This is a genomic window from Cognatiyoonia sp. IB215446, assembly GCF_033963825.1.
In the GTDB taxonomy this organism is placed as follows: domain Bacteria; phylum Pseudomonadota; class Alphaproteobacteria; order Rhodobacterales; family Rhodobacteraceae; genus Yoonia.
This window is the reverse complement of sequence record NZ_JAXBMD010000004.1, coordinates 142,657-155,932: the sequence shown is the minus strand read 5'-3', so window position 1 is coordinate 155,932 and position 13,276 is coordinate 142,657. Positions and strand designations below refer to the sequence as shown.

The following is a 13,276-nucleotide window of genomic DNA, read 5'->3' as shown; positions in this document are numbered from 1 at the left end:
GGGCGCTGGGTTTGCGGAAAGCAATCAACAAAACGATTCTTGGCGAGGCGGTGCAATTGATTTGGCTGATCGAAGCGTCCCAACCTGCGGTCAGCTATTTGTCCGAAGTCGGCTTACTGCTCATCGAGACGGTCAATGACGGGGCCGATCACGCGTTCTTCGATAACAGCCAACCTTGCGGGCAAAAAACCCGCTTGCAGCATCGCGACAAGATCGACGACCTCCTCTTCGGTGAAGTTGCCCACAATGATCCCCTGCCCACCTGAGATCTGCGTTCGGATAACGGGGGCGGAAAGGACGACTCCATCCAGTACGATCGCAAATGCAGTCCCGATATTGGCCTGTGTATAGTCAGCAAACCGACTTGCCGCAGGTGGCGCAAATTGAAACGCAATCGCGGGCCGGTCGTTTCTATCAAACGTCAGCCGGACATCGGCAAGATCTTCGCCGCGGACAACCGGCCTGCGCTCAACGAGGTAGAACAGCTCCGGATCGTTCTGAGCGGGCAAGAGGGTCTGGCCCGTCCCTGCGACCGTCTCCAGCTCTGCCGTGATCGCAATGACTGTATGAAAACTCAGCTGCGCCTGGGTCCAATGCGCTTGCAAAAGCGCCTCGTGCCCGCCTTCCCCGAAAGCAATCACCACAATCCGATCATCGTCTTGCCGCATCACTGTTGGGGCAAAGATACCAAGCTCGCGCAATCGTCGATCAAGTGTGGTCAGCGTCTGTTCCATCGTGATTTCATCGGTCACCCCCTGCCCTGTCGGGCTAAGGCGGATGATCAATGTCTGGTTTTCGGCCTTCACGTTGATAAATGACGGCACAGTGTCACTTGGCCCTGTTGACGCAAGGTCACGCACAACCGACATCGCATGGCTTATACCTGCCTCTTCAGTGATACGGATGTGCAGTTCTGTCGCGGGGCTTTCCAAGCGCTTTATGAAGCCAACGATTTCGCGGTCGGGGGCAAGGGCGTCCCGTATCTCTGACCATAGGCGATCCAGACACGCCGCACGGGCATCTTCCAGCGCGACCTCGAGCAGAAAATAGACGCCGCCTGATGCCGCGTCCGCGTCATCGGCATGCGCGAATTTGCCAGGCAAAACCGCGAGGATAGTGATGGTCGCAGCCATCAGCATGCGAAATAGAAACGCCATCACGATGTGGCATGTCCTTCAATAGGATAAGATGCGCGCTCCACAACACTAACAATGCCACTTTATGCGGGCAATCCCGCCTTCAGTTTCACCCCTAACATACTACCTTTAATACAAAAAATCATTGCGGCGATGCAGGGCGCCGGTCACCCAAACTTTCTTGGTTCACTTGATGCCTGCATTCGGGCATATGACGCCCACTGACACAAACACCAAAGGACCGGACCCATGCATGATATCCGCGCTATCCGTGACAACCCCGCTGCCTTTGATGCAGCCCTGTCTCGTCGTGGGATTGCGCCGGTATCCCTTGAGGTTCTCAGCTTGGATGAAGCGCGGCGTGAAAAGATTCTGGCGGCAGAGACAGCGCAGGCCGAGGCGAACAAGGCCGCCAAAGAGGTGGGTGCCGCTAAAGCGCGCGGGGATGAGGCTGAGTTTGAGCGCTTGCGTGCGCTTATGGCCGAAAAGAAGTCAGAAATCGCGACGCTGAATGATGAGGCCAAGGCGAAGGACGCTGCCCTCACCGATCTCTTGATGGGCATTCCGAACCTGCCAGATGAGACGATCCCGGATGGCGGTGATGAGGACGACAATGTAGAAATTCATCGCCATGGCAGCCCACGCAATTTCAGCTTTGATGCTGTTGAGCATTACGAAATCCCCGCGATCCGTCCAGGAATGGATTTTGAAACGGCGGCCAAGCTGTCGGGCAGCCGGTTTGTCCTGCTCTCAGGCGCTGTTGCGCGGCTGCACCGGGCGCTCGCGCAGTTTATGATCGATGTCCATGTGGAAGAGCATGGGCTGACCGAAACCATCACCCCCGTGCTCGTGCGCGAAGAGATGATGTACGGCACCGGCCAATTGCCGAAATTCGGCGAGGACAGCTATCAGACCACCAATGGCTGGTGGCTGATCCCCACGGCTGAGGTGACGCTGACCAATATCGTCAATGGCATGACGATTGAGGAAGACTACCTCCCCCGCCGCTATGTCGCCCACACCCAGTGCTTCCGCTCAGAGGCCGGATCGGCAGGTCGCGACACATCGGGCATGCTGCGCCAGCATCAGTTCGAAAAGGTCGAGATGGTCAGCATCACCCGACCAGAGGACAGCGCCGCTGAGCATGACCGCATGACAAAATGCGCCGAAGCCATCCTTGAAAAACTGGACCTGCCCTACCGCACGGTTGTGCTTTGCACCGGTGATCTGGGGGCTGGCATGCGCAAGACCCATGATATTGAGGTCTGGCTGCCGGGCCAGAACAAGTATCGCGAGATCAGTTCTGTCTCAGTCGCGGGTGATTATCAGGCCCGGCGTATGAATGCGCGTTACAAGCCCTGCGAGGGTGGTAAGCCGCAATTCGTACACACCCTCAACGGCTCCGGCCTTGCGGTGGGACGCGCGCTGATTGCCGTCGTCGAAAACGGGCAGCAGGAGGACGGGTCGGTCGACCTGCCCGCCGCCCTGCATCCTTATCTGCGCGGCAAAACCCGGATCACGCATGAAGGACTTCTGGTCTAACATCCGGTTGTTCGGCAGGCAATTGAAGCAAGGCCTGTCGCACCCCGCTTGCCGATTGCGGCTTGTAGCCGTTGCCAAGCAAACGCATCCGCTCTGCCACTGAAAAATGGTAGAGCATCGGATCGGTTGGACCCACGCGCCACGCATAAAGCGGTCCGACCCGCTGATCGAGATGCGGTGACCGGGCCGATGCATCGCCCGGAACATCGGGAATCTCCACGCTGCCATCAAGCTGCAGCCCCAGTTTTTCGGCACCCTGGGCAATCCACTCCAAAGGGAACGAAACGAGTTCACGCGTCTCTTTACTACCACCAACCGTGCCGTGATCGCCAATGAACCAAAGCTGCTGATACGGTCGGTCCGGGCCAACAGCACCATCGTTGCGCTCTGGAAGGTTGTCCCATTTGGTCGGCTCAAAAAGAATACGTTGCTCGTCCAGCGCAATCGCGTGGCGGGCATTCTTGACCATGCCGGAGAGCTTCATGTCATAGAACTCATAGCGCCGGTTCCAGAACTTCGCGATTGGGCCCAGTAAAGACACTGGTAGGCCTTTCGCTCCGACAGTGTCCCACACGCCGATATAGCGGACATCAACGATGCTCCCGATCTGCCCGCGTTCCTTCCAGTCGTCTTCTGATGTGGCGATATCAGGCGACAATGCCTTTCGCTGGGTCCAGAGCGGACCTTTGTCCAGTTCCGCACCGCGCCGCTTGTAAAGCCGCCATGCCTTGTTCAGCGTAAACACGCTTTTAATCCGGTTTTTGGGCACAATCCCACACTTGCGGATCATCCCACCCAGCGATCGCGCCGTATATGCCCCGCGCGAAAAGCCGAAGATATAAATCTCATCCCCCGGCTCATAATGCTGGCAAAGCTGCTGGTAAGCGCGCCTAACATTCGCACCAAGCCCCCAGCCGAAGGCGCCGCCGCCCAACTTGTGGACAAGGCCGATTAGCTTGTTTGTGATCTCGTTAACCCCGACACCAGGGATGTAAATGACGACTTGGCTTTTACCGTCGTCGAGGCAGGCATCGCGCAGCTTCACCACATTCGTCGGGATTTTCATCGTGGGTGAATTCCACGTGCCATCGCACAGAATTGCAATCCGTTTCATGGGTCAAATTTCCTTCGTCTAATACGCGAATGCTGACGCATGGCGGCTCTTCTGACAAGTCAGCTTTTCATGACCATGCTGTTTAAGTGACCCAAATGCCCTATCTTACAGGTCATGAGACACACACCTGCACTGATCACGCTGATCCTGACGCTGACATTTGTATTGTCGCCACTTGTCACCGTCCCGTTCAGCGGTTTTCGTGCCGATCAATTACCAATCCCACAGATCAATCCGCCGGTGCAGCCTGCAGGTTATGCATTTGCAATCTGGGGGCTGATCTACACTTGGCTGCTGGTTTCAGCCCTTTATGGCATATGGAAACGGGCAGCTGACGCGGCCTGGGATCAGGCGCGTTGGCCGCTGATCGTTAGCCTTGGGGTTGGTACGCCATGGCTCGCCGTCGCAAACACCAACGCCATTTGGGCGACGATCCTGATATTTGTCATGGGGCTCGGCGCCATTCTAGCCCTTTTGCGCGCACCGGCAGAGGATCGGTGGTTTTTCCGTGTGCCCATTGGCATTTATGCTGGCTGGCTGACAGCTGCCTCCTTTGTGGCATTGGGCAGCACCGCGGCAGGCTTTGACCTGATCACCGGGCCTGTCGGCTGGGCCTATCTGGGCATTCTGGGCGCTCTGTTTGTCGCGGTTCCGGTCCTGATGCGCACGCGCGAGGCTGGCTACGGCCTGACGCTGACTTGGGCGCTTGCCGGGATCTGCGTCGCCAATGGGGCCGCGAATTGGACGGTGACCGCGCTCGCTGCTGGCGGCATTCTTATCCTGACCGGGCTGACCGCGATGGCCCGCTTTACCGCGCCGTCGGTCCCTTCTTGAGGTGTTTTGACAGCCGGGATGGCTGGGACGATTTTTTGTCCTTATACGGATTTTTGTCCCCCTGATCACGCAGATACAGCCGGATCGGCGCACCCGGCATGTCAAAATCGAGCCGTAACCCGTTGATCAGATAGCGCTTGTAGCTTTCAGGTACCGCTTCGGGATGCGATGTCATCACCACAAAAGCAGGCGGGCGCGTCTTCACTTGCGTCGCGTAGCGCATCTTGATCCGCTTGCCGCCCGGTGCCGGTGGCGGGTGCTGTTCGAGCATGCCTGTGAGCCAGCGGTTGAGTAGCGCCGTCGCCACGCGGCGGTTCCAGACCTCATGCACGCGCATGATCGCCTGCTGCAGCCGGTCGAGCCCTTTGCCCGTCTTAGCGGAAACCGTGACCAACGGGGCACCGCGCAGCTGAGGCAAGAGCCGCTCAAAATCATCGCGCAATTGCTTGAGCTTCGCCTGTTTGTCGCCCTCAACATCCCATTTGTTGGCAGCCACGACCACCGCGCGGCCTTCCCGCTCCGCCAGATCGGCAATCCGCAAATCCTGCTGTTCAAAGGGGATTTCCACGTCGAGCAGGACGACAACCACCTCGGCAAACTTCACCGCGCGCAGCCCGTCCGAGACAGAGAGTTTCTCGATCTTTTCCTGCACCTTCGCTTTTTTGCGCATACCAGCGGTATCAAAGATGCGCATCGGAACGCCGCCCCATTCGGTCTGAACCGAAATCGCATCGCGCGTGATCCCCGCCTCCGGCCCGGTCAACAAACGCTCTTCACCAATGATCTGGTTGATCAGGGTCGATTTGCCCGCATTTGGACGCCCGACAACGGCGATCTGCAGCGGTTTTGCGTGTGTGGGCACGCGCGGCGCGTCCTCATCATCGTCGCCCACATCTACGTCGACCTCGGGCGCATCCGCCGCTGCGCGCTCGGCATGCGCCTCCGCAATCGGGCGCAGCACCTCTAAAAGATCGCCCATCCCCTCACCATGCTCGGCAGAGATGCGGATCGGCTCTCCCAGCCCAAGGGAATAAGCCTCAAGAATGGTGGCATCCGCCGCCTTCCCCTCGCCCTTATTGGCGGCGAGGATGACATTCGCGTTTTTCTTGCGCAGAATATCGGCAAAGACCTCATCCGCGGGCAACACACCGGCCCGCGCATCGATCATGAAAAGGCAGATATCGGCCATTTCCACCGCACGTTCCGTCAGGCGGCGCATACGGCCCTGCAGGCTGTCATCTGTCGCCTCTTCCAGACCGGCGCTGTCGATCACGGTAAAGCGCAGATCGGCCAGCCGCCCTTCGCCCTCGCGTAGGTCGCGGGTCACCCCCGGCTGGTCATCGACCAGCGCGAGTTTCTTGCCCACCAGACGGTTGAACAGCGTGGATTTGCCCACATTGGGACGCCCCACAATGGCAAGGGTAAAGGTCATCAAGCGGCTCCTGACGGGTTTGACCGAACCCGTTACACGAAGTGATGCTCAACGAAAAGCGTGCAATTGGCCCGTTTTGCTGAGGACATAAAGCGTCCCGCCCGCCACAATTGGAGCGGAGGCCGCGCCACCGGGTAGATCAATTGTGCCCAAAAGCGCGCCAGAGGTGGGGTCAAACTGCCGGATCAGGTTATCGGATGACGCGACAATCAACCGCCCACCAGCCAGGATCGGGCCGTAATGGGCAAAGATGGCGCGTTGCCGTACGGTGCGCCCCTCATCGAATTTCGGCAGGGCAATGCGCCAGACGGGGCGGCCAGTGCGTGTGTCGAGCCGAACGAGTTCATTCACATCGTTGATCAGGAACAGGGCATCGCCGACGGGCCAGACCGGGCTGACCGCCCCCTCACCCGCCGTCCAGATGCGGGTCCCGTCCCGGAGGTCAAGCGCCACGGTGCGACCGCCAAAGTTGGAGATATAGACACGATTACCGGAAATGACCGGATCACCGGCGATATCGTTGATCAGCGAGGCCGCCCGCCCCAGACGATCACCTGACACGACAGTCGACCAGCGTGGCAGACCGCCGCGCGGGAACGTTGCGGCCACCTCGCCCGATGGAAACGGGAAGATCGCGAATTCCCCCTGCACGGCAGGTGACGCCCCGCCGCCAAAGTTGGCATCCGAAGGCGTGCCGCTGCGCTGCCAGCGAATGCGGCCATTGCTGGTGTCGAGCGCCCAGGCCGTGCTGTCGCGCGAGACGACATAAACCAGATCGCCGCGCAAGGTGGGTCCAGTGGTGACCGGTGCGTCAAGATCCTGCACCCATTGCACTTGGCCATCGGTCGCATTCAAGGCCGTAATCTCGCCAAAGCCGGTCGTCACAAAGACCTGGCCACCACCTGCGGAAACACCGCCGCCCGAGGCATCCGCCGCCCCGTCGCGGCTGGGCGCCAGATTGCGTGACCACAAGGTCGCGCCCGCTGATGATGTCGCCGTTACAGTTGCACGCGAATCCACCGTGTAGATTACGCCGCCCGCAACGACGGGCTCTGCCGTAATCCGCGCGCGGCGGTCATCGCCCTCACCAATATCCGCAACAAAAAGAGGGCTGAGCGTCGCGCCCAAAGCCGGATGGGTAATCCGGTGCGCAGGCCCGCCATTGCGGTGGGTCCAGTCAGCATTCACCTCAGCCGTTGGCAGGGCAACAAGCCGGACCTCGTTCACTGTCGCCGCCTGTGGACGCACATCGAACCGTTCCCCCGGCAGGATGACATCCTCTTCGCCGCAAGCCGCCAGAAAAGCGAGTGCGAGCGTCGCGCCGATAAGTGTTCTGCCTGTCACGTCCGTGATCCGATCTGAAATCTACTCGGTAGCGGGTTCGGGCAAAGGCTCACCCAAGGCCACCATAAGGGTTTGCGCCCGCTCGCGCAGGCCGCGGCTCACGGCTGCGTCTTCTTCGATCTGGCGCAAAATCGCAAGGGCGGCTTCGGTATCGCCGGTTTCCAATGTCACATAGGCAAGCTGCTCTAACGCGAGAAGCCGGAAGGGCTGACCTGGCTGAGACAGAAACTCCAGCGACGCGAGCCGCGTTTCGGTATCCGCGACAGGCAGCATCGCGGCCTTGATCGTCGCAAGCTCGCGATAGGTCTCTGGCACATCCTGATTGATGGAAAGGGCATCGAGTGTCGCCGCCGCGCCCTCAACATCGCCTGCCTCCACTTGGGTGGACGCGGTCAAGAGCGCTGTGACAGCGGCGGCACTGCCATCTGTGCTGACCGCCGCAATCGCGGCTGCGCGGGCGGTCGGGTCATCCTCTTCAAGTGCGGCCAAAAGGGCGTCGCCCGTAGCCTCTGCCGCATTGCGCGCTTGCACATTGCTATATTCGATCCAGGCCGCCCCACCAACTAGCGCCAGCACACAGACAACACCGATCCAGCCATAGCGACGCAGATATCCAAAAAGCTTCTCGCGACGCACCTCTTCGGTGACTTCGTTGATAAAACTGTCCGGATTGCTCACCTTGGGCCTCTTTCGTCAGCGGCATACGACGCGCCGTTTGCGCGTACATATCGTGAAGCAGACAGGATGAACAAGAGCCGAGCATAACGATCCAGCTGCAACGCAGAAAAGTGAACTTGTCGTGACGGAAACAGAGGTGTAAAGTGAACTGAGTGGTTTAGTGCATATTGCGTGATCAAGGATAATCTCAGACACGCAGGACGAACAAAAAATCCAATTGCTATCGGTGCTTGTCCGATAGGTATAGGGGCTTGGTATGAGACTCATTCCTGTGATCACCGCGTTGCTGGTGCTCGGCGTATTGTATTTCGTGATCTTTGAGCGGGACCAGCTGGTAGCGTTCGCGCAAGGTGACGCAGCGCCTGCCGCAGAGGCCATTAACGAGACAGCAACTGCGACCGCTGCAAATAACACAGCCGCGTCTGCTGCCGTAGGGGTCGTCGCGATGCATTCAACCGCACAAACGATTGACAGCGCTGTCGTTTTGCGTGGCCGGACCGAGGCCGCGCGTCAGGTCTCGGTTGCTGCCGAGACGTCTGGTCTTGTGATCTCGGAACCCTTGCGCAAGGGGGCGAGTGTGAGTGAAGGCGATATGCTGTGCCGTCTTGACCCCGGCACGCGCGAGGCGTCTTTGGCAGAAGCGCGTGCACGTCTGGCCGAAGCAATGGGGCGCGTCCCAGAAGCGCTGGCGGGTGTGACAGAAGCCGACGCGCGGGTACGCGAGGCAGAGATCAATCTGAACGCCGCAAGGCAGCTGTCAGAGGACGGTTTTGCATCTGAAACGCGGCTGGTCGGCGCTCAGGCGGCCATGGATGCCGCAACTGCCGGTCGGCAGCGCGCAAACTCTGCCGTAGCTTCCGCCGAAGCTGGCATTGAAGCCGCCGAGGCGGCCGTGGCGTCGGCTGAGCGCGAGATTGAGCGTCTCGAAATCACTGCTCCGTTTTCGGGCCTCTTGGAGACCGATACCGCCGAACTGGGCACACTGATGCAGCCGGGCGCGCTGTGTGCGACGATCATTCAGCTTGAAGAGATCAAGCTGGTGGGCTTTGTCCCTGAACTTGACGTGCGCAAGATTACTGTTGGCGCCATCGCCGGCGCACGCATTGCGGACGGGCGAGAGGTGCAGGGCCTTGTAACCTTCCTGTCGCGCAGCTCTGACGAGTTGACCCGCACATTCCGCGTCGAGGTCACCATTCCAAATCAGGACCTTGCGATCAGCGACGGCCAAACTGCCGAGATCATCGTGGCCTCTGAAGGTCAGATGGCCCACCTGATCCCGCAATCGGCACTGACCTTGGATGATGACGGAGTATTGGGCGTGCGCACGGTGGATGCGGACAATACGGCAAAGTTCATGGCCGTCACGCTGCTGCGCGACACCGCCCAGGGTGTGTGGGTCACCGACCTGCCGGATGCACTTGATATCATCACAATCGGGCAGGAATTCGTCGTGGATGGCGTGGCTGTCGCGCCCACATTTCAAGAGGCCAAGGGATGAACGGTATCGTCGATATGGCCGCCGCGCGTGCGCGGATGGTGCTGGCCTTTATTGCCCTGTCATTGCTGGCGGGGGGCATGGCCTATGTGGGCCTGCCGAAAGAGGGTGAGCCGGATATCGAAATCCCGGCGATTTTTGTCTCAGTTCCCTTCCCGGGTATCTCAGCCGAAGACAGCGAAACGCTGCTCGTGCAGCCAATGGAGACGGAGCTTTCTGATCTTGACGGTCTGAAATCCATGTCCGCGACGGCGGCAGAGGGCTTTGCCGGTATGGCGCTGGAATTTGAGTTCGGCTGGGACAAGTCCGCCATCATTGCCGATATCCGTTCGGCCATGAACAATGCCGAGGCGCAGTTTCCCGCAGGTGCCGACCAATACCAAATCACCGAGATCAACTTTTCCGAATTCCCAATAGTTATTGTGAACCTGACCGGTCAGGTGCCCGAACGCACATTGCTGCGCGTCGCCAAGGACCTGCAGGACCGGATCGAAGGGCTGGATGCTGTGCTGGAGGCCGGGCTTGCCGGGCAGCGTGACGAGATGCTGGAAGTCGTGATCGACCCGTTGCGGCTGGAGGCTTACAACGTCACGGCCAGTGAGCTGATCGGTGTTGTCACCAACAACAACCTTCTGATTGCGGCTGGTGAAGTGGAAACGGCGCAAGGCAGCTTTGCCGTCAAAATTCCATCTTCCTTTGATGAGCCACAGGATGTCTACAACCTGCCCGTCAAGACCGACGGCGACCGCGTGATCACCTTGGGTGACCTTGCGACGATCCGTCTGACATTCGAAGACAGAGAAGGCACGGCGCGCTTTAACGGGGTCAACACCGTCGCGTTGCAGGTGGTCAAACGCAAGGGCTACAACCTGATTGACACCGCAGCCTTGGTGAAAGAAGAGGTCGAACTGGAACGCGCCAGCTGGCCGCCGGAATTGCAGGCGGCCATTCAGGTCGGCACCTCCAACGATCAGTCGCGCAACGTGGCCTCCATGGTCAGCCAATTGGAAGGCTCGGTTCTGACGGCCATCGCGCTGGTGATGATCGTGGTACTGGCGGCCTTGGGTACGCGCCCTGCCCTGCTGGTCGGTTTTGCGATTCCGACCTCGTTCCTCCTCTGTTTCGCGCTCCTGGCGGTGATGGAGATCAGTATCTCGAACATCGTCATGTTCGGGCTGATCCTGGCGGTGGGGATGCTTGTCGACGGTGCCATCGTGGTGGTGGAATATGCCGACAAGCGCATCCGCGAAGGCACCGGGCCAATGCATGCCTATGTGGAGGCGGCCAAACGGATGTTCTGGCCCATCATCTCGTCCACCGCGACAACCCTCTGCGCCTTCCTGCCCATGCTATTCTGGCCGGGTGTGCCGGGGCAATTCATGGGGATGCTGCCCGTCACGCTGATCTTCGTTCTCTCCGCATCACTCGTCGTCGCACTGATCTACCTGCCCGTAATGGGCGGCGTGACCGGGCGGATGAGCCGGATGTTCGGGCGGGCATCAGACGCGCTACGCGCAAGACTGCCGTGGTTCATGCGGGCACTTTTGGTGTTTCCAGCGATCATGGTTGTGTTCACGGGCGCGATGCTCACGCTGAACCCCGGCTATCTGACCGGAGAAGCGGTGCAAACCAGCGGGCTGGGTGACTCGTTACCCGGCATGCTCCTCTTCTTGGTCGGTGCGTTCCTTTTGTCGATCACGATGGGTGCCGCCAAGTTTGAACGGGGCGAAAAGAAGATCCAGGCTGGCTACAAACGCAGCCCCTTCGGTCACTTCATGCATTTCATCGTGGGCAACCCGATCATGCCGCTGGTAACAGTCGGCGCTGTCGCTTTCACGGTCTTCTCGATCTTTGGTTATTATGGCAGCAACAACAACGGCGTTGAATTCTTTGTGGAATCCGAGCCCGAACAGGCCATCGTCTATGTCCGGGCGCGCGGTAACCTGTCTTTGGCCGAAAAGGATGCGCTGGTGCGTCAGGCCGAGGATATCGTGCTCGCCCATCCCGGCGTGATCACGGCCTTCGCCTTTGCCGGTGACGGTGGGCTGAACACGGATGCCAGTGGTGCCGCGATCCCTGCCGACACGATCGGTCAGGTGCAGCTTGAGACGATTCCATGGGAAGATCGTGCCGGTATCGCCGAGCTTGACGGTGACGTTGTGCTCGATGAGCTGCAGGCAGAGCTTGCCAGGCTGCCGGGCATTGAGACGGAGATTCTCGCGCAAAACCGTGGCCCTGCCTCGGGCAAGCCCGTGCATCTGCGCCTGAAGGGCGATGATTGGGATGACCTGCTGTTGGCAACCAGCACAGCACGTGCGTACTTCGACCAGACACCAGGACTGATCACAATCGAGGATTCACTGCCCCTGCCCGGTATCGACTGGCAGATCGATGTGGATGTCGAAAAGGCCGGGCGCTTCGGCGCAGACGTGGCCACCGTTGGCGCGATGGTGCAGATGGTCACGCGCGGCATCCTGCTCGATACGATGCGGGTTGATACCTCTGACGAAGAGATTGAGATCCGCGTCCGCCTGCCTGCCGAGGACCGAGTGCTATCGACGCTTGACAGTTTGCGCGTGCGCACCAATCAGGGACTTGTCCCGCTGTCAAACTTCATCACGCGCACGCCTGTCGCCAAGCTCGCGCAGATCGATCGGATCGACCAGACACGGTATTTCGACGTGAAGGCGGATGTGGGGGCCAATCTCTTCAAGCTGGTCGACGGCGAAACGCAGGCCATTGTCGAACGCGTCAATGATGAAGCGACCGGGATGGATCGTTACAACGTTGTCAGCCTGGAGGCGGCTGCGAGCTTTACGGATCTGGCAGCGCTTGTGGATGCCGGAAACGTAAACGAAGTACCGGTCAACCCCAATGAGCGGATCGCGGTGCTGACCGAGTGGTTGGAGACCAACCCCCTGCCCGCTTCCATCGCGTGGGAATGGACCGGCGATCAGGAGGATCAGGAGGAATCCGGTGCCTTCCTGCAGGTGGCTTTTGCCGGTGCGTTGGGGCTGATGTTCATCATCCTGCTCGCGCAGTTCAACAGTATCTATAACTCGTTCCTCGTGCTGATGGCCGTTGTGATGTCCACCGCCGGATCGCTTGTGGGGATGCTTGTGATGGGGCAGCCCTTCTCGATCATCATGACTGGAACCGGTATCGTCGCCCTTGCGGGTATCGTGGTGAACAACAACATCATCCTGATCGACACATATCAGGAATACAGCAAATACATGCCCCGGACCGAGGCGATCACGCGCACCGCTCAGGCACGGATCAGGCCGGTTCTGCTGACCACGATCACGACCATGGCGGGCCTTGCGCCGATGATGTTTGGCCTCAGCCTCGATTTCATGAATGGCGGCTATTCCATCGACAGCCCCACGGCGCTCTGGTGGAAGCAGCTGGCAACGGCTGTCGTCTTCGGCCTCGGGATTGCGACGATGCTGACGCTGGTCTTCACACCGTCCATGCTGGCGGTCCGGGTCTGGTTTGTCACGTATATGCTCTGGATCGCGCGGCTTCTGGCAAAACTCTCAATGGGCCGCAGCAGTCGTGCCGCGCGCGATTGGGCGCTGGAACGGCAGGCGCGGCGGGTCAAGGCGCCAGAGTTCATCTGGGATGAAGAACAGGTGGAAGAGCCGCTACCGCCACTGCAGCTAAAGAACCCACTACAGGCCGCAGAGTAACACACAGGG

General features: G+C 59.6%; 9 protein-coding genes. 4 read left to right on the top strand and 5 right to left on the bottom strand.

Annotation, left to right across the window (positions count from 1 at the left end; all coding sequences use genetic code 11):
- Positions 1–113 precede the first annotated feature (113 nt).
- Positions 114–1,157, bottom strand: coding sequence for a SecDF P1 head subdomain-containing protein (gene secD / locus SLH49_RS16600; RefSeq protein WP_320270275.1), 1,044 nt, complete (start codon positions 1,155–1,157; stop codon positions 114–116).
- 228 nt (positions 1,158–1,385) lie between these two features.
- Here secD and serS point away from each other — a divergent pair, with 228 nt between their 5' ends.
- On the top strand, positions 1,386–2,678 hold the full coding sequence (serS, locus tag SLH49_RS16595; protein WP_320270274.1) for a serine--tRNA ligase: 1,293 nt from the start codon (positions 1,386–1,388) through the stop codon (positions 2,676–2,678).
- On the opposite strand, the gene SLH49_RS16590 is transcribed toward serS, so the two are convergent.
- Entirely contained in the window at positions 2,653–3,792 is a 1,140-nt protein-coding gene (locus tag SLH49_RS16590) for a DUF2235 domain-containing protein (protein ID WP_320270273.1), read from the bottom strand. The two genes, serS and SLH49_RS16590, sit on opposite strands and share 26 nt — an antisense overlap.
- 114 nt (positions 3,793–3,906) lie before the next feature.
- On the opposite strand from SLH49_RS16590, the gene SLH49_RS16585 reads away from it, so the two are divergent.
- Positions 3,907–4,626 carry a hypothetical protein gene (locus SLH49_RS16585; protein WP_320270272.1) on the top strand — a complete coding sequence of 240 codons (720 nt, stop codon included), beginning with the start codon at positions 3,907–3,909 and terminating at the stop codon, positions 4,624–4,626.
- Here SLH49_RS16585 and der read toward each other — a convergent pair.
- The 3 genes from der to SLH49_RS16570 are packed head-to-tail and all read right to left on the bottom strand — an operon-like array spanning position 4,601 to position 8,080.
- Positions 4,601–6,058: a ribosome biogenesis GTPase Der gene (gene der, locus SLH49_RS16580; RefSeq protein ID WP_320270271.1), complete on the bottom strand. Its 1,458-nt coding sequence runs from the start codon at positions 6,056–6,058 to the stop codon at positions 4,601–4,603. The genes SLH49_RS16585 and der overlap by 26 nt on opposite strands.
- Before the next feature lie 48 nt (positions 6,059–6,106).
- The gene (locus SLH49_RS16575) at positions 6,107–7,402 is read right to left on the bottom strand and encodes a PQQ-like beta-propeller repeat protein (RefSeq protein ID WP_320270270.1); all 1,296 of its coding nucleotides are present in this window, start codon (positions 7,400–7,402) and stop codon (positions 6,107–6,109) included.
- Positions 7,403–7,423: 21 nt separating this feature from the next.
- Positions 7,424–8,080 (bottom strand): tetratricopeptide repeat protein, encoded by a 657-nt coding sequence (locus tag SLH49_RS16570; protein WP_320270269.1) that lies wholly within the window; start codon positions 8,078–8,080, stop codon positions 7,424–7,426.
- 256 nt (positions 8,081–8,336) lie between these two features.
- Between SLH49_RS16570 and SLH49_RS16565 the strand changes: the two genes are divergently transcribed.
- Both SLH49_RS16565 and SLH49_RS16560 read left to right on the top strand, forming a co-directional pair.
- The gene (locus SLH49_RS16565) at positions 8,337–9,578 is read left to right on the top strand and encodes an efflux RND transporter periplasmic adaptor subunit (RefSeq protein WP_320270268.1); all 1,242 of its coding nucleotides are present in this window, start codon (positions 8,337–8,339) and stop codon (positions 9,576–9,578) included.
- Complete coding sequence (locus SLH49_RS16560; protein ID WP_320270267.1) at positions 9,575–13,267, top strand: efflux RND transporter permease subunit; 3,693 nt, start codon at positions 9,575–9,577, stop codon at positions 13,265–13,267. Before SLH49_RS16565 ends, SLH49_RS16560 begins: the two co-directional genes overlap by 4 nt.
- Positions 13,268–13,276 lie beyond the last annotated feature (9 nt).